Origin of the sequence: Brachybacterium sillae, from assembly GCF_025028335.1 — a bacterium.
GTDB lineage: Bacteria > Actinomycetota > Actinomycetes > Actinomycetales > Dermabacteraceae > Brachybacterium > Brachybacterium sillae.
Genome location: NZ_JAFEUW010000001.1, coordinates 280122 through 300715 on the forward strand (window position 1 = coordinate 280122; position 20594 = coordinate 300715).

The window sequence follows — 20594 nt, forward strand, 5'->3', positions numbered from 1 at the left end:
TCCTCGACTCCACGCCCCTCGGTGAGGCGTCGGACCTGCGCCGACGACCTCCGGCCGTCCGGTCGTCGGACGACTCGCCTACGATACGGGGCATGCCTGATATGACCCTCACCACGTCCGCTGTGTCCGAGGTCGACGTCGACCTGCTCATCCTGCCCGTCCTCACCGGTGCCGCCGAGGGCGCCGACCCGGTGGTGCTCGGCGTCGAGTCGCTCTCCGCCGCTGCCGCGGCCGTCGGTGTGACCGGTGCCCGCGGTGAGCAGCAGCTGATCCCCGGTGGGTCGGAGGTCCGCGCCCGGGCGATCGCATTGGTGGGCCTGGGCGCCTCGGACCTCGCCTCCGTCGAGCTGGAGGACATCCGCCACGCCGTCGGTGGTGCCGCGCGGACCGCCGCCGGCCGTCCGGATGTCGCCGTGGTCCTGCCCGGTGGCACCGCCCTGCAGCTCGCCGCTGCGGCCGAGGGGGCCGCCCTCGGTGCGTACGCCGTCACCGCCCACCGCACCACCGGTGCGAAGCCGGCCGTCGAGCGCATCCAGCTCGTGCTCTCCAAGGGTCAGGACAAGAAGGCCGCGGCCGCCTCCATCGAGCGGGCCCGCATCCTCGCAGACACCGTGAACATCACCCGCGACCTGGTGAACACCCCGCCGAACCTGCTGTACCCGGCGGAGTTCGCCCGCCGCGCCCAGGAACTCGCCACCGGCCGTGCGCTCTCCGTCACGGTGCTGGACGAGAAGCAGCTGCAGGCCGGCGGGTACGGAGGCATCGTCGGCGTGGGGCAGGGCTCCGCGCGCCCGCCGCGTCTGGTGACCGTCGACTACACCCCGAAGAAGGCCCGCGGCCACGTGGCGCTGGTCGGCAAGGGCATCACCTTCGACACCGGCGGCATCTCCCTCAAGCCGCCGGCCGGGATGGACGAGATGACCTCCGACATGACCGGCGCCGCGACGGTGCTCGCCGCAGTCATCGGTGCCGCCCGCATGAAACTGCCGATCCGCGTGACGGCCCTCCTGGCGCTGGCCGAGAACATGCCCGGCGGGGGTGCGCAGCGACCCGGGGACGTGGTCACCATGCGCAACGGCCGCACCGTGGAGGTGCTCAACACCGACGCCGAGGGGCGCCTGGTGATGGCCGATGCCCTGGTGGACGCCGCGGCGCTCGAGCCCGATCTGCTGCTCGACGTCGCCACTCTCACCGGCGCGGCCACCGTGGCGCTCGGCAAGCGGGTGGCCGCCGTGATGGGACACGACGAGCCCCGCGCCGAGGTCGTCGCCGCCGCCGAGGCCACCGGTGAGCCGTTCTGGCCGATGCCGCTCCCGCAGGACCTCGAGAAGGAGATCAAGGGTCGCATCGCGGACCTGAAGAACGTGGGCGAACGCTGGGGTGGCGCGCTCACCGCGGGCCTGTTCCTGCGCGAGTTCGTCGGTGACACCCCCTGGGCGCACCTCGACATCGCCGGCCCCGCGTTCTCCACCTCCGCCCACGGCTACCTGCCCGCCGGTGGCACCGGGATGAGCGTGCGCACGCTGCTGGAGATCATCGAGAAGCGCGCCGCCTGAGACGCCCCTGCCGCACCGGCCGCCCGCCCCGGCGCCGTCGCGGCGGTGTCGCACCGGCGCGGATCCTGGGCCGGGCGCTGAGCCCCGGCCCAGCCCCGTGACCTAAGCTGGACGCACATGCGGCGCGGTCGGGCACCGCCCGGCCGCGCCTCCCCAGACCACACACCTTCCGAAGGAGAACCGCGGTGTCCGATACGTCTGACCAGTCCTACGACCTCGTGATCCTGGGCGGTGGCAGCGGTGGGTACGCCGCCGCTCTCCGCGCCGCGCAGCTGGACATGAAGGTCGCCCTCATCGAGAAGGATAAGCTCGGCGGCACCTGCCTCCACCGCGGATGCGTCCCCACCAAGACGCTGCTGCACGTGGCCGAGATGGCCGATGCCCCGCATGAGGCCTCCAGCTTCGGCGTGGACCTCAGCCTCAACTCCATCGACACGGAGAAGGTCGCCTCCTTCAAGGAGAAGATCATCGGCCGTCTCTACAAGGGCCTGCAGGGCCTGGTGAAGGCCTCCGCCATCGACTACATCGAGGGCTACGGCAAGCTCACCGGCACCCACACCGTCACCGTGGAGACCTCCGAGGGCTCCCGCGAGGTCACCGGCAAGAACGTGCTGCTGGCCTCCGGCTCCTACTCCAAGACCCTTCCGGGCCTGGAGCTCGGCGGCCGGATCCTGGATTCCGAGGCCGCCCTGCAGCTCCCGGAGATCCCGAAGAACCCGATCATCCTCGGCGGCGGCGTCATCGGCGTCGAGTTCGCCTCGCTGTGGAAGTCCTTCGGCGCCGAGTCCGTCACCATCATCGAGGGCCTGCCCCACCTGGTCGCCAACGAGGACGAGTCCCTCTCCAAGGCCCTCGAGCGCGCCTTCAAGAAGCGCAAGATCGCCTTCTCCCTCGGCACCTTCTTCGAGAAGGCCGAGCAGACCGACTCCGGTGTCAAGGTCACCCTGGCTGACGGCAAGGAGTTCGAGGGTGACTACCTGCTCGTGGCCGTCGGCCGTGGCCCGAACACCCAGGGCCTCGGGTACGAGGAGCAGGGCATCGAGATGGATCGCGGTTTCGTGATCGTCAACAAGGAGACCCTGGAGACCAACGTCAAGGGCGTCTACGCCGCCGGTGACATCGTCCCCGGTCTGCAGCTGGCCCACCGCGGGTTCCAGCAGGGCATCTTCGTCGCCGAGCAGATCGCCGGCCTCAACCCGCGTCCGATCGTCGAGTCCGGGATCCCGCGCGTCACCTACTGCGAGCCGAACATCGGCTCCGTGGGCCTGACCGAGAAGCAGGCCGCCGAGCAGTTCGGTGAGGACGGCTACTCCACCTACGAGTACAACCTCGGGGGCAACGGCAAGTCCCAGGTGCTGGGCACCAGCGGCTTCGTGAAGCTGATCCGCGAGAAGGACGGCCCGGTCGTCGGCATCCACATGATCGGCTCGCGCATGTCCGAGCAGATCGGTGAGGCCCAGCTGATCGTCAACTGGGAGGCCCACCCGGAGGACGTCGCCGCGCTGATCCACGCGCACCCGACCCAGAACGAGGCCATGGGCGAGGCGCACCTCGCTCTGGCCGGCAAGCCGCTGCACTCGCACGCCTGACATCCCCCGCTGGAGGAGAAGAGAACATGTCCGAGACTGTGAAGATGCCGGCCCTCGGTGAGTCCGTCACCGAAGGCACCGTCACCCGCTGGCTGAAGTCCGTGGGGGACACCGTCGAGGTCGACGAGCCGCTGCTGGAGGTCTCCACCGACAAGGTCGACACCGAGATCCCCTCCCCCGTCGCCGGCACCCTGGAGAAGATCCTGGTGCAGGAGGACGAGGATGCCGAGGTGGGTGCTGACCTCGCCGTGATCGGCGACGGCTCCGGCGCCGAGGGCGGTTCCGACGAGGGCGCGGGTGAGCAGTCCGCCGCCGACTCGTCCGGTGCCTCCGAGGATCCGGCCCCCGCCCCCGGTGAGGGCGAGAACCTTGCCGACGATCCCACCACCGCCCCGTCCACCGAGAAGGAGCCGCAGGAGCAGCCGGCCGACGGCGGTTCCGAGAAGGAGTCGATCTCCGAGGCGTCCTCGTCCGAGGGTTCGTCGGGCGGCTCCGCTTCCGGCCAGGAGGTGACGCTGCCCGAGCTCGGGGAGTCCGTCACCGAGGGCACCGTCACCCGCTGGCTGAAGTCCGTCGGGGACACCGTCGAGGTCGACGAGCCGCTGCTGGAGGTCTCCACCGACAAGGTGGACACCGAGATCCCCTCCCCGGTCGCGGGTACCCTGCTCGAGATCCGGGTGCAGGAGGACGAGGAGGCCGCAGTCGGCTCCGTCCTGGCGATCGTCGGCGACGCCGCGGCGGCCGGGTCCGCCGGTGGCGACTCCGAGGGTTCGGCCGAGAAGGCTGAGGAGACGTCCCAGGACGAGCCCGCTGCGACGCCGGCCGAGAAGCCCGCTGAGGCCTCGGACGAGAAGGCTGAGGAGAAGGCCGAGTCGAAGCCAGCCGAGACGACGGAGACGAAGGCGGACGCGAAGCCCGCGTCGGCTCCGGCCCCGTCGGCCTCGCAGTCGGTCTCCGGTTCGCAGGGCGGCAGCGGTTACGTCACGCCGATCATCCGTCGTCTCGCCGCGGAGCTCGAGGTGGATCTGTCGACCGTCACCGGCTCCGGCCTGGGCGGGCGCATCCGCAAGCAGGACGTGGAGAAGGCCGCCGAGGAGGCGAAGGCCGCCCAGGCGCAGCAGTCGGCCCAGCCGGCCGCTGCCCCGTCGGCGTCCACCCCGGCCGCGGCGACGTCCCCGGCGAAGGTCGAGGTCTCCCCGCTGCGCGGCACCGAGCAGAAGATGTCGCGTCTGCGCAAGATCGTCGCCCAGCGGATGGTGGAGTCCCTGCAGACGCAGGCCCAGCTCACCACCGCGGTCGAGGTCGACATGACCCGCATCGCCAAGCTCCGCGCCGCCGCCAAGGACTCCTTCGCCCAGCGCGAGGGCGCGAAGCTGACCTTCCTGCCGTTCATCATGCAGGCGGCCGTCGAGGGCCTGAAGACCTACCCGGTCATCAACGCCGAGATCGACGGTGACGTGGTCAAGTACCACGGCGTGGAGAACATCGGTATGGCTGCCGACACCGAGCGTGGTCTGGTCGTGCCGGTGATCAAGAACGCCGGCGACCTGAACCTGGCGGGCCTGGCCCGGCAGATCGGCGACCTGGGGCAGCGCGCCAAGGCGAACAAGCTGGGTCCGGACGACCTGCAGGGCGCCACCTTCACGATCACCAACACCGGCTCGGGCGGGGCCCTGTGGGACACCCCCATCGTCCCGAACCCGCAGGTCGCCATCCTCGGCACCGGCACGATCGTGAAGCGCCCCGCCGTGATCACGACCGAGCAGGGTGACGAGGTCATCGCGATCCGCTCGATCATGAACCTGTTCCTCTCCTACGACCATCGCCTGGTCGACGGCGCCGACGCGGCTCGCTTCCTCACCTTCATGAAGAAGCGGCTCGAGGAGGCGGCCTTCGAGAGCGAGCTCGGGCTCTGATGACCCCTGAGGTCCATCGTCTCTGAGGTCCAGCGCCTCTGAGGCCCCGGGCCTCAGAGGTCACGCACCGGGGCCGTCCCGCCACTGGCGGGACGGCCCCGGCCGCGTCTGCGGGACGGCACCGGCGGCGTGAGGGACGCCCGACCCGTCGGGCGGGTGCTCAGTCCCCGGGGCGCACCTGGCTCACTCGCCACTGCGCCCCGTCATGCACCAGCAGCAGGCGCACCTCGTGCGCGGGAACCGCCTCGCGCCGCTCCCGACGCTCCCCGATTGTCACCGTGTGAGCGGTCTCCGTGAGCACTGCCGCAACCTCCGCCCGGCCCGGCTGTGCTGTGAGGACCCGCACCGACTCCACGTCCGTGCGCCACCCCTCGACCTGAGCGTCGCGATACACCTCCCGGAGGGTGCGGTCCTCCGCCTCGGCCTCACTGCCCGGCAGGGCGGCACCGGTCTCCGACTCCCCGAGGAGGTACCGCTTCCGGTCCGCCACCAACCCGCTGACGACAGCGGGTGCCTCCTCCTGGGTGAGCTGCGGGCCGGTCGTGGCCTGTGACTCCTGGGCCGCGGGGGAGGCGGTCGCGGAGGGTGCGGCGGTCATGGCCTCCACCGGAGCTTCCCGCAGTCCCGGCACCACCACGGCGGCGGCCATCACCACCGCCCCCAGTGCGGCGAGGGCCGCCCCGGCCCGACGCGCCCGGGCCACCGCACGTCGACGCGGATCCTCGCCTGGCCGCGCCGCGCGCGGCAGCGCGTCCTGCAGCTCCTCCGACGCTGCCGCGCGCTCCCCCGCGGGCTGCACCGCTGCGGTCGTCTCCACCGGGGGCCACAGCGGGGAGGCGGACCCACCGACAAGGGGCACGCCAGCACCCGCACCCGCACCCGCACGAGAGAACCCCTCCGAACCTGCGAGGTCGCGCCTGCGGGTCGCCGTCTCCTGGAAGAGTTCGTCGAGCGGGTCGGTCCCCCCACTCGACGGTGCCTCGTCGAGCGGCTGCAGCATTCGTCGGCGCAGGGTGTGCCCGGGGTCCCCGCAGGTCTGATCGATCCAGCGGTGATCGGCGGCCTGAGCGGAGGGGTCGTCCGTGCGGCGCAGCCCCGCCAGATCCGCCAGGATCGCCGTGCCGTCGGGCCGCGCCGCCAATCCGCTGCCCGAGGGCTGGCCGAGCACCCAGCCCTCGGCGTGCAGGGCATCGATCAGTGTGGTGAGTTCCTCGCGCAGATCGCGGATCGCCAGGCGCTCGGCCGTCGCGGGATCTGCCATCCCTCCATCCGCGGGCTCGGCACGGCGCCGCCCGGCTCCGGGCCGTGACGGCGGTGTCGGACGCCCGGCCTCCACCCGCAGCCAGCCGTCACCCTCCGCGAGCACCTGCGGCGCCACCGCGCAGCCGCGTCCCCGCAGCCGCTGCACCAGCGCGCCCAGCGCTGCCAAACGTTCCACGTCGGTCGCGGAGTGCGCCCGCAGTGTCACCACCGGGGTGCCGTCCGGCAGCACCGTCCGCTCCGGCGCGTCCCACGAGGGACGGTGGCCGGTGGGAGCGGTCGTATCTGGGGTCATGACACCACTGAACACCGTGTGCGCGGCGCCACCCTCCGCCCATCCACAATCCGCAGGTCGGCCTACACTGACGGCATGCTCGACATCATCCGACTCGGCTTCTCGGAGCCCGTTCCCGGCGGCGATCGGCATGAGGAGTTCGGGCTGCCTCCGGGCCCTGTCGAGTACCGCCGCGGCTGGGATCTCCAGCGTGAGATCCATGCGGACGTCCTCGCCGGTCGCCGGCCCGACACCTTCCTGCTGCTGGAACATCAGGCGGTGTACACGGCGGGGAAGATGACGAAGGACCACGAGCGACCCCGGGACCACGCCCCGGTGGTGGACGTCGACCGTGGCGGGAAGATCACCTGGCACGGCCCGCAGCAGCTGGTCGGCTACCCCATCGTGCGGCTGCCCGCGCCGGTGAACGTGGTCGGGTTCGTGCGCGCTCTCGAGCGGACCCTGATCGAGGTGTGCGCCCGGTTCGGTGTGCCGAGCGAGCCGGTGGAGGGCCGCAGCGGGGTGTGGGTGCGACGACCCGGTGAGGAGGACCGCAAGATCGCCGCGATCGGCATGCGGGTCTCCAAGCGCACGACGATGCACGGTTTCGCTCTGAACTGCGCCAACGACCTCTCGTGGGCGCAGAACGTGATCCCCTGCGGCATCGACGACGCCGGTGTGACGAGCCTCAGTTCTGAGACCGGCCGCGACATCCGCGTGGCCGATGTGCTCGAGGTGATCGACGAGCCGCTGCGCCGGCTGGTGGCCGACCGCACTGCCGGGCGTGATGAGCAGGATGCCGCAGCACGCGGCGCCGGTCACGCCGCCTGACCGATCCGACGGGTCCGTCGATAGACTGACCCCCGACCCCGACGCAAGGAGGCTGGAGGCGTGACGATCGCCCCGGAGGGACGCCGGATGCTGCGCGTGGAGGCGCGCAACGCCGAGACCCCGATCGAGCGCAAGCCGGACTGGATCCGCACGCGCGCCGTCATGGGCAGTGAGTACACCGCGATGAAGAAGCGCGTGCACTCCCAGGGCCTGCACACCGTGTGCGAGGAGGCGGGCTGTCCCAACATCTACGAGTGTTGGGAGGACCGCGAGGCCACCTTCCTCATCGGCGGTAACACCTGCACCCGGCGCTGCGACTTCTGCGACATCGCCACCGGCAAGCCCATGCCGCTGGACCCGCTGGAGCCGATGAAGGTCGCCAAGAACGTGCAGGAGATGGGTCTGCGCTACTCCACCGTGACCGGTGTGGCCCGTGACGACCTTCCCGACGGCGCCGCCTGGTTGTTCGCGGAGACCTGCCGCCAGATCCACGCGGTGAACCCCGGCACCGGGGTGGAGCTGCTGATCGATGACATCAAGGGCAACGCCAACGCCCTGCAGCAGGTGTTCGAGGCCCAGCCCGAGGTGTTCGCCCACAACCTCGAGACCGTGCCGCGGATCTTCAAGCAGATCCGCCCGGCCTTCCGGTACGAGCGGTCTCTCGACGTGATCCGCATGGCCAAGGACGCCGGCATGATCACCAAGTCGAACCTGATCCTGGGCATGGGCGAGCGCGACGACGAGGTGCTGGAGTCGCTGCAAGCCCTGCACGATGCCGGCTGCGACATCATCACCATCACCCAGTACCTGCGGCCCTCGAAGCTGCACCATCCGATCGACCGCTGGGTCAAGCCCGAGCAGTTCCTCGAGTTCTCCCACGCCGCCGAGGAGATCGGCTTCCTCGGGGTCATGGCCGGCCCGATGGTGCGCTCCTCGTACCGTGCCGGGCGCCTGTGGGCGCAGGCGATGAAGAAGCTGGGGCGGGAGATCCCCGAGAACCTGCGCCATCTCGATCAGGATCAGCCCGCCCACCAGGAGGCCGCCAGCGTCGTGGCACGCCGCGCCGCCGCCGCAGCCTCCTGACCCGGCCGCGGCGCCCTGCGGCGTCACGGCCCACCCCGATCCGCGTCCCGGTCGGGCCCCTCGCCGGGCCCGACCGTTCGCGCACCACCCGACCACCCTCCCCCGCAACGAAGAAGAGACATGGCCCGCAAGGACTCCTCTGCCCGCCCCACCGATCGGACCGGCCGCGCCGCCCGCCCCACCGATCGGACCGGCCGCGCCGCCCGCCCCACCGATCGGACCGGCCGCGCCGCCCGCCCCACCGATCGGACGGGTCGCTCCCGCGCCGGCAGCACCGCCGCGCCGACCGTCGCCCCCAAGGGCCGCATCCGTAAGATGATCGAGGTGTACAAGTTCACCCAGGCCACCGAACCGTCCACCCTGCCGTGGATGGTCGGCGCGTTCCTGATCCCGGTGATCGTCCTGACCCTGCTGACACTGCTGATCTTCGACAGCCTCTGGTACGGGTTGCTGGTCGGCATCATGATCGGTCTGCTCGCGGCCCTCACGGCGCTGGCCCGGCGCGCGGAACGCGCGGCGTACTCCCGGATCGCCGGCCAGAAGGGCGCCGCCCTCGCGGCCATGCAGTCCATCCGCCGTGGCTGGAACGTGGAGCAAGAGCCCGCACAGATCGATCCGCGCAGCCAGGACATGATCTTCCGTGCCTCCGGCCGGGCGGGTGTGGCCCTGGTCGGTGAGGGCAGTTCCGCCCGCACTCTCAAGCTGCTCGACAAGGAGCGCTCCCGCGTCGCACGGCTGCTGCCGAACGTGCCGATCCACCAGATCCTGGTGGGCGACGGCCCCGATGAGATCCCCGTGCACAAGCTGGCCGGCTACATGACACGTATGAAGCCGACCCTGACCAAGCATGAGGCCGGGGAGGTGGCGCGGCGTCTGCAGGCCATGCCCAACCCGATCCGTCAGGCGATCCCCAAGGGCATCGACCCGCAGCGGGCCCGTCCGAGCCGCCGGGCCCTGCGCGGCCGCTGATCAGCCACCGCCCGCGGCTGATCCATCGCGCCACCCCCACGGCACACCCCACGGGCCGTCCTCCCCCGGGAGGGCGGCCCGTGTCATGGTCCCCCATCCCGGCCGTGATCATTCCGTGACCATCGTGACCTTTTCGTGACCTTCGAGGGGTGTGCAGGTCAGCCCCGCCCTCCTCTCTCGGACGGACACCCCGGGCGAGCCCTCAGCCCGGGCCCGGCAGCGGCTTTCTAGACTGGTGCCGCGGCCCATGAGCTGGACGGGTCGCACCCCCAGCCACCCACCGACCACGACGCGCACCAGCGCTCGGAGGAGGACTCGTGTTCAGCAGCCCCAGTGAGGTCGTGAAGTACATCGAGGAGGAGGACGTCGAGTTCGTCGACATCCGCTTCTGCGATCTTCCCGGCGTGATGCAGCACTTCAACATCCCGGCGAGAACCTTCACGGAGGAGGCGATCGCCGAGGGGCAGCTCTTCGACGGGTCCTCGATCCGCGGCTTCCAGGCGATCCACGAGTCCGATATGAAGCTGGTGCCGGACCTGCACACCGCCTACCTGGATCCGTTCCGCGAGCGCAAGACGCTGGTCATCAACTTCTCCATCGTCGACCCGTTCACCGACGAGCCCTACTCCCGCGATCCGCGCACCGTCGCCGCGAAGGCCGAGGAATACCTGAAGTCCACCGGCATCGCCGACACCGCGTTCTTCGCCGCGGAGGCCGAGTTCTACATCTTCGACGACATCCGCTTCAAGACGGACGTCAACTCCAGCTTCTACCGGATCGATTCCGACGAGGCCGTGTGGAACAGCGACCGCGACGAGAGCGAGTACGGCGGCAACCAGGGCTACAAGACCCGCCTCAAGGGCGGTTACTTCCCCGTCTCCCCCAACGACCAGATGGCCGATCTGCGCGACGACATCTGCGCCTACCTCGACCAGGTGGGCCTCGAGGTCGAGCGCGCCCACCACGAGGTCGGCACCGCCGGTCAGCAGGAGATCAACTACCGCTTCTCCACGCTGCTGCAGGCCAGCGACGACGTCATGAAGTTCAAGTACGTCGTCAAGAACGCGGTGTGGCAGGCCGGCAAGACCGTCACCTTCATGCCGAAGCCGCTGTTCGGTGACAACGGTTCGGGCATGCACACCCACCAGTCGCTGTGGAAGGACGGCGAACCGCTGTTCTACGACGAGCGCGGCTACGGCGGCCTGTCGGACATCGCCCGCTGGTACATCGGCGGCATCATCGAGCACTCCGCCTCGCTGGTGGCGTTCACCAACCCGACGGTGAACTCCTACAAGCGCCTGGTGCCGGGCTTCGAGGCCCCGGTGAACATGGTGTACTCGGCCCGCAACCGCTCCGCCTGCATCCGCATCCCGGTGACGGGCACCTCCCCCAAGGCCAAGCGCATCGAGTTCCGTGCGCCGGACCCGTCGGCGAACCCGTACCTGGCCTTCGCCGCCCAGCTGATGGCCGGCATCGACGGTATCCGCAACCGCATCGAGCCGCCCGAGCCGATCGACAAGGACCTCTACGAGCTGCCGCCGGAGGAGCACGCGCTCATCAAGCAGCTACCGGAGTCCCTCGGCGCCGCCCTGGACGCCCTCGAGGCCGATCACGACTACCTCACCGAGGGTGACGTGTTCCCCGAGGACCTGATCCAGACCTGGATCGACTACAAGCGCAAGCACGAGATCGATCCGTTCCGCTTCCGCCCCCACCCGCACGAGTTCGAGCTGTACTACGACATCTGAGATTCAGCGTTCACACGCGGCTCTGACCAGCGGTTTCGCCGATCCAGCCGCGCCGGATGATCCGGCGCGGCTGGAGGCGTCCCTGCGGTGGATGGTGCACGGGCTGCTGTACGCCCTGGTCGCGCTGACCGCCGTGCGCACGCTCCTGGCGGGTCCGCCGCTGCGCGCGGGGTCGGTGATCGGACTGCTCGCCGTCGCGGTGAGCGTGTACTCGGTGGGTGCCCGCCGCACCGCCCGCCGTCAGGGCCCGGACGGCACCTGGTCGGCTCTGCCCCACCTGGCGGTCACCGTGGCGCTGTGGGCCGGAACGTTCCTGCTCGGGCCGGACGCCGTGTGGGTGGCCTTCGGTCTGGATTTCGCGGTGCTCCAGGCGCTGCCGCTGCCCGGCGGGGTGGTGGCCCTGGCCATGGTGACGGTGATCGCGATCGTCGGGTATGCCGGTGGCACACCCCAGGCCGGAGTCGCGGAGGTGCTGGGCCCGGTGATCGGCGCTCTCGTGGCTCTGGCGGTGGTGCAGGCCGTGCGGGCGCTGCAGCGGGAGGTCGCCGAACGCACCCGCCTGGCGCGGGAGCTGCTGGCCGCGCAGGCCCGGATCCGAGCCCAGGAGCGCGAGGCCGCAGCGGCGCAGGAACGCGAGCGCATCGCCCGGGAACTGCACGACACGGTGGCTCAGTCGGCGCTGTCGATCCAGATGCTGCTGGAGGCCTCCGCCAGCGCCCTCGAGCGCGATGACCCCGCGGCGGCGCGGGTGCCCGAGCGGGTGGCCCGCACCGTGCTGCGTCTGGCGCAGTCGCTGCTCGCGAACGCGGTGCAACACGCGGACGCCTCCCGCATCGTCGTCTCCGTGGAGGCCGCCGAGGAGGAGCTGATCCTCGATGTGGTCGATGACGGTGTCGGGTTCAGCCCCGGCACCGCGGAGGGGTTCGGTCTGCGTGCCGCCCGGGCCCGCGCCCTGGCGCAGGGCGGCCGACTCGAAGTGGAGAGCACGCCCGGCAGCGGCACCGCCATCCACGTCGAGCTGCCTCTGCCTGCCCAGGATGAGACGGAACGAGAGGAGACCCCCGTTGGTCGATGAGGTCGAGGATCCCCGGGTCATCTCGTCTGACGATGGTGCCGTCCCGGTGTCGCCGCCGGTGCGGGTCCTGCTCAGCGACGACCACGAGATCGTCCGGCGCGGGCTCGCGGCGGTGCTCGCCGCCGAACCGGGGCTCGAGGTGGTCGGTGAGGTCGCCCGGCCGGAGGATGCTGTGCTGCGGACCCGCTCCGGCGATGTCGACGTGGTGCTCCTGGATCTGCAGTACACCACCAGCACCCTGCGCGGCACCGACGTGGTGGCGCAGCTGCGGGAGGCGCCCGGCTCCCCCGCGGTGCTCGTGCTCACCACCTACGACAACGATCAGGACGTCACCCAGGCGATCGAGGCCGGTGCCCAGGGGTACCTGCTGAAGGACACCCCGCCGGGGCAGATCGCCGCGGCGGTGCGTCGCCTCGCCGGTGGCGGCCGGAGCGTCGATCAGAGGGTGGCGCGACGGCTGGAGCGCAGCCAGGCCGCCATCGCCCTGTCGGAGCGGGAACGGGAGGTGCTCGCCCAGGTGGCGGCCGGGCGCACCAATGCGCAGATCGCCGCCGAGCTGTTCCTCTCCCAGGCCACCGTGAAGACCCACCTGGTTCACATCTTCGGGAAGCTCGGGGTCACCTCGCGCACGAGTGCGGTGGCGCGGGCGCGGGAACTGGGGATCCTGCGGCCGGACTCCTGAACCGGGCGCGCGGCGCCGCTGCTCGTCATCCCCGGTGGCTGGTCTCAGCGCAGCGCGTCGAGGCCGCCCTTGGCGCGCAGCACCGTGAGCAGCAGGTCCTTCGGGGTGCCGGCGGGGTCGAGCGCGCAGTCCTCGGGCTGGAACATCCAGGCCTGCTTCAGCGCCCGGAAGGTGGCGAACTCGGCGTCGCCCGTGCGCAGCGGCACCGCCGCATACCCGCCGTCCTCCGGCAGATGCACGATGAACGCGCCGGTCATCTCGGGGGCGGGCCGGGTGGTGCCGTCGTCGTCGAGCAGTTCCTCCGCCCGGACCACCGCCACACCCTGCAGGGCGTAGTCCCCGCGCACCTTCTTGCTGGTCTTGATGTCGGCCGAGAGGATCGTCCCGCCGACCCGCACGATCGCATCCGTGGTGCCGGCATACCCCACCTCGTGGTTCACCACGGTCTGTTCGACCTCCAGGAACTCCGGCTGGAAGTCGTCGAGGAACGCACCATAGCCATCGAGCCGCAGCCCGACGCGTCGCAGCAGGGCGGCGGGGTCGCGGTCCGCCGCGAACGACCCGTCGCGCTCGCGCTGCGCCTGCATCGTCTCCTCCGCGTCGGCGGCGGTGGGCCGGCTGCCGCTGCGCGCCCACTGCTCGCACAGGGCATGCACCAGGGTTCCGAGGTCGGCGGCGGCGCGGGTGTGCTCCTCGGCGGCGGCGGCGATGCGCTTCTGCGTCTGCCAGCGGTTGCGGGTGACGCGGGAGATCTCCGCGGGGGCGCGCTGCGGGTTGCGGTCGAGCCAGTCGTACATCTCCAGGGCCCGCTTGGACGCCATGGTCGCGTACCAGCCCTGCAGGTGGTCCTTCGCACGCATGCCCGCGACGGTGGTGATCGACGGGTACACCAACGGCCCGTCGGGTTCCAGGCGGTACATCCGCCCACGCGGGGTGTCGGCGCTCAGACGCGGTGTGGTCATCGTTCCTCGGGGTCTGCAGGGGTGGCGGCCCGATGGGCCGGACCCACCCTACGCGCCGGGGCGGGCCGGGAAGAGGATCTCCTCGGCGTGAGAGCGGGCACGGCGGCTCAGGCGCAGCCACCGCTCCTCCAGCTCGGCCGCGGTGCCGTCGTCACCGTCGAGCAACCGCGCCACGGCCCGCAGTTCTCCTCGGTCCGAGGGCAGCACCGCCCCCTCCTTCCCCTTCCACAGGAACAGGGCGCGGCGCAGCGCCCAGGCCAGGCGCCACGCCTCGGCGAGCTCCCGGGCGGCGGAGGCGCCGAGCAGCTGCTCCTCGGAGGCGGCCTCCAACACCGCCAGAGTGGTGGTGCGCTGCAGCGCCGGGTGGTCGTGAGCGTGGTCCAGGGTGAGCAGCTGCGCCACCCATTCGACGTCGGTCATGCCGCCGCGGCCCAGTTTCAGGTGGCGGGTGGGGTCGGCGCCGCGCGGCAGACGCTCCGACTCGACGCGGGCCTTCATCCGGGCGATCTCCCGCCGCTGGGCGGGGGCGAGTCCGCCGCTCGGGTAGCGGTGGCGGTCGAGCTCGGCGGTGATCTCCTCGGCGAGCTCGGGGGAGGCGGAGACGACACGGGCGCGGGTGAGGGCCTGTTTCTCCCACAGCTGGGCGTCGCGGCGGTAGTAGTCACGCCAACCGTCGAGGCTGCGGGCGAGCAGACCCTGCCGTCCCTCGGGGCGCAGGTCGGAGTTCAGACGCATGTCGGCACCGGCCGAGGGGGCGTTGAGGATCTTCTGCAGGACGGTCGCGAGGGCCACGCCGATCTCCCCGGTGGCCTCCCCGGCGCCGCGGTCGGCCACCACGAACTGGACGTCGGCGTCGGAGGAGTACCCCATCTCCCCCGCCCCGAAGCTGCCGAGGGCCAGCACCGCCATCTCCACGCCGAGGGCGCGGGCCGGATCGGTGCGCTCACGGCGCATCTGCTCGCGGCTGACCTCCTCCACGGTGACGGCGTCCTCGGCGACGACCTCCCGGTCCCGCGCCACCTGGTGATAGGCGACGAGCAGACCCCCCTCGACGACGGCCTCGGCGAGTTCTGTGAGGCCGCGCGCGACGGTGGGGGCATCCACCACTCCGGTGAGGTGCGCCAGGGCGATCCGCAGCAGTTCACGACGGCGGGTGCGGCGCAGCACCTGCTGGGCCTCGTCGACGGTCCACACGCGGCGGATCACCGCCGCGAACTCATCGTGCAGGGCGTCCCGGCCCAGCGGCTGCAGCGCCCGGTCATCGCTGAGCCAGCGCACCGCCTCGGGGATCTGCTCCAACTGTTCGCCGACGAAGCGGGAGCTGGAGAGGACCCGGGCCAGGCGCTGCGCGGCGACGCCGCTGTCCCGCAGCATCGCCAGGTACCAGTGGAAGCGACCGGCGGTCTCCGACAGGCGACGGAACGACAGCAGGGCGAGGTCGGGGTCGATGCCCTGCGCGAACCACTCCAACAGGGCGGGCAGCAACTGACGCTGGATCGCGGCGCTGCGGGAGACGCCGTCGGTGAGGGCCTCGATGTGCGCGAGCGCACGGCGGGGGTCGCGGTAACCAATCGCGGCCAGCCGCGACTGGGCGGCCTCGGGTGACAGCCGCACCTCGCCGTCGCTGAGCCGGGAGGCGGTCACCAACAACGGCCGGTAGAAGATCTCCTCGTGCAGCTGACGCACACGGCGGCGTGTGCGCTCGATGGTGCGGGGGAAGGTCTCCGGGTCCTGGCCGACGCTGCGGGCGAGGCGGCGCAGGTCCTTCTCCGCGGTCGGCATCACCTGGGTGCGGCGCATACGGTGCAGCTGCAGGCGGTGCTCGACAGTGCGCAGCAGACGATAGGCGGCGTCGAGCTCGGCGAGATGGTCGCGGGAGATGTATCCGCCGGCGCTGAGCCGCTCCAGTGCGGGCAGGGTGCCGCGCACGTGCAGGGTGTCGTCGGTGCGGCCGTGGACCATCTGCAGCAGCTGCACGGTGAACTCGACGTCGCGCAGCCCGCCGGGGCCGAGTTTGAGGTTGCGCTCGGCCTCACCCCGGGGGATGTGGGCGACGACGCGGCGACGCATCGACTGGGTGTCCTCCACGAATCCGTCCCGCGTGGAGGCCTGCCAGATCCACGGCTTGACCAGGCGTTCGAAATCCTCGCCGAGGGCGCGATCACCGGCGACGGCGCGGGCCTTCAGCAGCGCCTGGAACTCCCAGGAGTGCGCCCAGGTGGTGTAGTAGCGGCGGAACGATGCGAGGGACCGCACCAGGGGGCCATCCTTGCCCTCGGGGCGGAGGTTCGGGTCGACCTGCCACAGGGAGCCCTCCGAGGTGCGGTCGGAGCACACGCGCGCCAGTTCCCGGCACAGCGCCGAGCCGATGCCGATGAGCTCCGGAGGATCGTCGTCCGCGCGACGCTCGCCCTCCCGTCCCGAACCGCCGGTGCCCCCGGCGCCGTCGTCCTGCGCCTCCTCCTGCGTCACGGCCACGCCGCCCTCAGCGGGCTCGACCACATAGACGACGTCGACATCCGAGATGTAGTTGAGCTCCTGGGCCCCGGTCTTGCCCATGGCGATCACCGCGAGCCGCACATGCTCGTGGCCGTCCACCGCTGCCCGCGCGACGGCGAGGGCGGCGTCCAGGGCGGCACCGGCGAGGTCCGACAGCGCCAGCGACACCCGCGGCTGCAGCTCCTCCGGATGATCGGCCGCGACGTCCGCGAGGGCGATGTGCACCAGACGCTCGTGGTAGGCGATGCGCAGACCATCGCGGGCGGTGCGCCCGTCCAGCGTCGCCACCGGCACCTCGGCCTCGGGGTCGGCCCCGACGGACCGCAGCAGCCGCTGCCGCACCTGGTCGGCGGGCACCTCCAGGGCATCCGGCCCGGACGGCAGATCCGCCAGCAACTCGGGGTGCCGGGTGAGCACATCCCCCAGTGCCACCGACACACCGAGCAACCGGATCAACCGGTGCCCGGTGCTGCCGGGCACGGTGACCTCTGCGAGCAGGCGGTCGAGTACGCGGCCCTGGCCCGCGGCCCGCGCTGCCTCCGCCAGACGCAGCAGCGCCAGCAGGGCCTCATCGGGATCGGCGGTGCGGCCGAGTGCGGTGGGAGCCTCGGCGGGCAGACCCTTCAGGGCGGCATCGGCGAGGAACCCGGCCGCACGCTCGGTGCGGGCGAAGCCGGCTCGCGCCAGATCGGAGGGGCTGGGTGCGGTGTTCACGACGGCCTCAGATCCGCGAGAACGTCGAGGCGATCTCCACCTCGGTGACCTGCTCGCGATAACGGTGCCATTCGGCGCGCTTGTCCCGCAGGAAGAACTCGAACACCTGCTCCCCGAGGGTCGCGGCCATCAGCTCCGACTCCTCGAAGCGCTCCAGCGCCCGGAACAGGTCACTGGGCAGCGGCTCGTAACCGAGGGCCTGGCGCTCCCGCTCCGTCAGCTCCCACACGGTGTCCTCAGCCCCCTCGGGCAGGTCGTATTCGCCCTCCACGCCGGCCAGGCCCGCGGCCAGCAGCGCCGCGAACGCGAGGTAGGGGTTGGCGGCGGAATCCGCGCCGCGGAACTCGATGCGGGAACTCGTGCCCTTGGTGGGCTTGTGGTACGGGACCCGCACGAGGGCGGAGCGGTTGTTGTGACCCCAGGTGACGTAGCTCGGGGCCTCCTGTGCCCCCCACAACCGCTTGTAGGAGTTCACGAACTGGTTCGTCACAGCGCAGTACTCCGGCGCGTGGCGCAACAGCCCGGCGATGAACTGTCGGCCCATACGGGAGAGCCCGTACTCCGCACCGGGTTCGTGGAACGCATTGCGGCCGCCCTGGAACAGCGACAGATGGGTGTGCATGCCGCTGCCGGGGTGCTCGATCATCGGCTTCGGCATGAACGTGGCGACCTGGCCCATCGACAGCGCCACCTCCTTCACCACCGTACGGAAGGTGAGGATGTTGTCGGCCGTGGTGAGGGCGTCGGCGTACCGCAGATCGATCTCGTTCTGCCCCGGCCCGTTCTCGTGGTGGGAGTACTCCACCAGGATGTTCATCGACTCCAGGTGCTGGATCACGGTGCGGCGGAAGTCCTGACCGGCGGCGCGATGCACATGATCGAAGTACCCGGCCTGGTCGACGGGCCGCAGCGGTTCCCCCGGAGCGGGCGGCTGCTGCATCAGGTAGAACTCGATCTCGGGGTGGGTGAAGAACTCCAGCCCCTGGGCCTCCGCCCGGGCGAGGGCGTCTTTGAGCACGCGGCGCGGATCGGAGGCGGCGGGTTCGCCGTCGGGGGTGAGGATGTCGCACATCATGCGGGCGGTGCCGTCGGCTTCGCCACGCCACGGCATGATCTGGAAGGTCGCAGGGTCCGGCCGCAGAAGCATGTCGGATTCGTACGCGCGGGTGAGGCCCTCGATCGCGGAGCCGTCGATCCCGATGCCCTCGGAGAAGGCGATCTCGAGGTCCGCCGGGGAGATGGCCACCGACTTCAGCGTGCCGAGGATGTCGGAGAACCACAGGCGGACGAAGCGGATGTCGCGCTCCTCGACGGTGCGCAGGACGGCATCTTGGGGACGTTCCATGGCATCAGTGTGCCGGAGATCCCCGACGAACGACCCCCGGCACCTCGGGGAGGTGCCGGGGGGTCGAGCCTCAGTGTCGTGCCCTGAGCGACAGACGAGTCCGGCGGGGAGGTCGGCTCACCGCCCTCGCGTCAGCGATCCGCCGTCAGGGGGCGGGGTCACATGGAGCCGCTGTCGAGGTACATCTGCCCGTCGGGGCCCTTGCGCAGCTTCACGGGGAACTCCTGGCCGCCGACGGACACGGTGGCGGTGCCGTCACCGTTGTCCTCGGCGTCCATCATCGAGGTGTCGAGGGAGTCGAAGGTGCCCGGCTGGAGATCGGAGCCGACCTCCGCCTTCGCCCCGGCGGCGCACCCCGCCAGTTCTGCGTCGCTCAGCGTCCTGCCTTCCGGAGTCATCATCATCTGGCAGGCCTGCTCCCACTCCCCGTCGTCGGCGGTCTGCAGGAACTCCAGCAGGCGGGTCTTCGCCGCCTCGAGGTCCTGGTCGCTGAGGGGCTCGGCCTGGGCGGAGGAGCTGTCGCTCTCGGCGGGGGTCGAGGAGGAGTCGCTCTCGGCGGGAGCAGGCGAGGACTCGCTCTCGCTGGGGGCGGCGGCGGTGCTGGAGGACTCCTGCGGCTGCGCGGACCCGATCGGGGTCACCTCAGGGGCAGCTCCACCCCCGCCGCAGGCGGCCAGAAGGGCGATCGAGACGGTTCCGAGGGCGGCGGCTCCGGTGCGGCGCAGGCGGGTCAGGGGCAACACCATGGGACTTCCTCCAAGGGCTTCAGATCGTCGGGGTCGCTGCCACTATGTCACCCCGCTCCCGCCGACGCGGAGCGGGCCAGTAGTCTGGGCGGACGTCGAGCGCCCGTGACCGGCGCGGCCTGACCGATTCCCTGTCGGTGATCCCGCCTCGGTCCCACCTCGCCGCGATATCCCGCCATCGAGCCTCTCCCGCCCCGATCTGCAAGGAGCCGCCCCGTGCCGACCTCCTCCCCCGCCGACTCCGCCCGCCCCTCGAAGGTGCGCCTGCGCCACGTGCTGGAGGCCAAGCAGTCCGGTCGGCGCCTGGCCATGCTCACCTCGTACGACCAGTTCACCGCGAAGGCCTTCGAGGCCGCCGGCATCGACCTGCTGCTGGTCGGGGATTCGGTGGGCACCACTGTGCTGGGTCACGCGTCCACGACGTCCACCACCCACCAGGACATGCTGACGTTCACCGCGGCGGTCGCCCGCTCGGTGACCCGGCCGCTGATCGTCGCGGACCTCGCTTTCGGCACGTATCAGACCTCGCCCGCGGACGCGGTGCGCCATGCCGCGGAGCTCGTGCGGGCGGGCGCGGAAGCTGTGAAGCTCGAGGGCGGGCACGCGATGATCCCGCAGGTGCGGGCGATCGTCGAGGCCGGCATCCCGGTGATGGGGCACCTCGGCTTCACCCCGCAGTCGGTCAATGCGCTCTCGGGCCACCGGGTGCAGGGTCGGGACCACGCAGCGGCCGACCGGCTCGCCGAGGATGCCATCGCCCTGCAGGAGGCCGGCGTGTTCGCCGTGGTGCTGGAACTGGTGCCGGCGTCGGTGGCGGCGCGGATCACCGAGGTGCTGCAGGTGCCGACCATCGGCATCGGTGCCGGGCCCGACTGCGACGGTCAGGTGCTTGTATGGCAGGACATGGCCGGTCTGTCGGACTTCCAGGGCGCCTTCGTGCGACGTTTCGCCCAGCTGCGTGACGAGCTGGAGCGGGCCGCGGGTGAGTACCGTGCAGCGGTGGAGGGGCGGGTCTACCCGACCTCCGAGCACTCCTTCGAGTGACCGGCCGCCGCGTGGCGCTCGACCCGCCACGGGGTGTGCAGCCACCCGCGGCGGGTCGTCGGCTCCGCGCGCAGCGGCCCGCGGCTCAGGCCTGGGAATCGCCCTCCCAGGCGGCGTCCTCGGCATCCCAGGACTCATTGCGCTTCTCGGCCGTGGCCAGCGCCTGCTGCGCCTCCTCGCGGGTGGCATACGGCCCCATGAGGTCGGGGCCCTGGGACTGACGCCCCTCCTCCACCTGGCCGGTGCGGAGGTTGTAGAAGAACTCGGTCACGGTCGGGCTCCTTCACGAAAGGTGGAACAC

General features: G+C 71.4%; 16 protein-coding genes. 10 read left to right on the forward strand and 6 right to left on the reverse strand.

Annotated features, from left to right (window positions below; genetic code table 11):
• Positions 1-92: 92 nt before the first annotated feature.
• The 3 genes from JSY14_RS01275 to sucB all read left to right on the forward strand — a co-directional run bounded on the left by JSY14_RS01275 (position 93) and on the right by sucB (position 5061).
• Positions 93-1556 carry a leucyl aminopeptidase gene (locus JSY14_RS01275; RefSeq protein ID WP_259556936.1) on the forward strand — a complete coding sequence of 488 codons (1464 nt, stop codon included), beginning with the start codon at positions 93-95 and terminating at the stop codon, positions 1554-1556.
• Positions 1557-1741: 185 nt separating this feature from the next.
• Entirely contained in the window at positions 1742-3145 is a 1404-nt protein-coding gene (gene lpdA / locus JSY14_RS01280; protein WP_259556938.1) for a dihydrolipoyl dehydrogenase, read from the forward strand.
• A gap of 26 nt (positions 3146-3171) precedes the next feature.
• Positions 3172-5061, forward strand: a complete 1890-nt coding sequence (gene sucB, locus JSY14_RS01285; protein ID WP_259556940.1) for a 2-oxoglutarate dehydrogenase, E2 component, dihydrolipoamide succinyltransferase — start codon at positions 3172-3174, stop codon at positions 5059-5061.
• 160 nt (positions 5062-5221) lie between these two features.
• Here the strand turns inward: sucB and JSY14_RS01290 are convergent, their stop codons facing one another.
• A complete protein-coding gene (locus JSY14_RS01290) occupies positions 5222-6616 on the reverse strand; it encodes a hypothetical protein (RefSeq protein ID WP_259556942.1) in 1395 nt (464 codons plus the stop codon).
• 75 nt (positions 6617-6691) lie between these two features.
• On the opposite strand from JSY14_RS01290, the gene lipB reads away from it, so the two are divergent.
• The 6 genes from lipB to JSY14_RS01320 all read left to right on the forward strand — a co-directional run bounded on the left by lipB (position 6692) and on the right by JSY14_RS01320 (position 12983).
• Positions 6692-7426, forward strand: coding sequence for a lipoyl(octanoyl) transferase LipB (lipB, locus tag JSY14_RS01295; RefSeq protein WP_259556944.1), 735 nt, complete (start codon positions 6692-6694; stop codon positions 7424-7426).
• A 60-nt stretch (positions 7427-7486) separates the two neighbouring features.
• Complete coding sequence (gene lipA / locus JSY14_RS01300; protein WP_259556945.1) at positions 7487-8509, forward strand: lipoyl synthase; 1023 nt, start codon at positions 7487-7489, stop codon at positions 8507-8509.
• Between the two features lie 120 nt (positions 8510-8629).
• On the forward strand, positions 8630-9478 hold the full coding sequence (locus JSY14_RS01305) for a DUF4191 domain-containing protein (RefSeq protein WP_259556947.1): 849 nt from the start codon (positions 8630-8632) through the stop codon (positions 9476-9478).
• Positions 9479-9795: 317 nt separating this feature from the next.
• Complete coding sequence (gene glnA, locus JSY14_RS01310; RefSeq protein ID WP_259556948.1) at positions 9796-11226, forward strand: type I glutamate--ammonia ligase; 1431 nt, start codon at positions 9796-9798, stop codon at positions 11224-11226.
• Between the two features lie 91 nt (positions 11227-11317).
• Entirely contained in the window at positions 11318-12301 is a 984-nt protein-coding gene (locus JSY14_RS01315; RefSeq protein ID WP_259556949.1) for a sensor histidine kinase, read from the forward strand.
• A complete protein-coding gene (locus JSY14_RS01320; RefSeq protein ID WP_349773574.1) occupies positions 12291-12983 on the forward strand; it encodes a response regulator in 693 nt (230 codons plus the stop codon). Before JSY14_RS01315 ends, JSY14_RS01320 begins: the two co-directional genes overlap by 11 nt.
• A 44-nt stretch (positions 12984-13027) precedes the next feature.
• Here JSY14_RS01320 and JSY14_RS01325 read toward each other — a convergent pair whose 3' ends face one another.
• The 4 genes from JSY14_RS01325 to JSY14_RS01340 all read right to left on the reverse strand — a co-directional run bounded on the left by JSY14_RS01325 (position 13028) and on the right by JSY14_RS01340 (position 19249).
• Complete coding sequence (locus tag JSY14_RS01325; protein WP_259556951.1) at positions 13028-13945, reverse strand: PD-(D/E)XK nuclease family protein; 918 nt, start codon at positions 13943-13945, stop codon at positions 13028-13030.
• 48 nt (positions 13946-13993) lie between these two features.
• Positions 13994-17158, reverse strand: a complete 3165-nt coding sequence (locus JSY14_RS01330; RefSeq protein ID WP_259556952.1) for a bifunctional [glutamine synthetase] adenylyltransferase/[glutamine synthetase]-adenylyl-L-tyrosine phosphorylase — start codon at positions 17156-17158, stop codon at positions 13994-13996.
• 7 nt (positions 17159-17165) lie between these two features.
• Positions 17166-18503 carry a glutamine synthetase family protein gene (locus JSY14_RS01335; protein WP_259556954.1) on the reverse strand — a complete coding sequence of 446 codons (1338 nt, stop codon included), beginning with the start codon at positions 18501-18503 and terminating at the stop codon, positions 17166-17168.
• Between the two features lie 158 nt (positions 18504-18661).
• On the reverse strand, positions 18662-19249 hold the full coding sequence (locus JSY14_RS01340) for a hypothetical protein (protein ID WP_259556956.1): 588 nt from the start codon (positions 19247-19249) through the stop codon (positions 18662-18664).
• 216 nt (positions 19250-19465) lie between these two features.
• On the opposite strand from JSY14_RS01340, the gene panB reads away from it, so the two are divergent.
• Positions 19466-20293: a 3-methyl-2-oxobutanoate hydroxymethyltransferase gene (gene panB / locus JSY14_RS01345; RefSeq protein ID WP_259556957.1), complete on the forward strand. Its 828-nt coding sequence runs from the start codon at positions 19466-19468 to the stop codon at positions 20291-20293.
• An 85-nt stretch (positions 20294-20378) separates the two neighbouring features.
• Here the strand turns inward: panB and JSY14_RS01350 are convergent, their stop codons facing one another.
• Positions 20379-20564 (reverse strand): SPOR domain-containing protein, encoded by a 186-nt coding sequence (locus JSY14_RS01350; protein ID WP_259556959.1) that lies wholly within the window; start codon positions 20562-20564, stop codon positions 20379-20381.
• Positions 20565-20594: the final 30 nt, after the last annotated feature.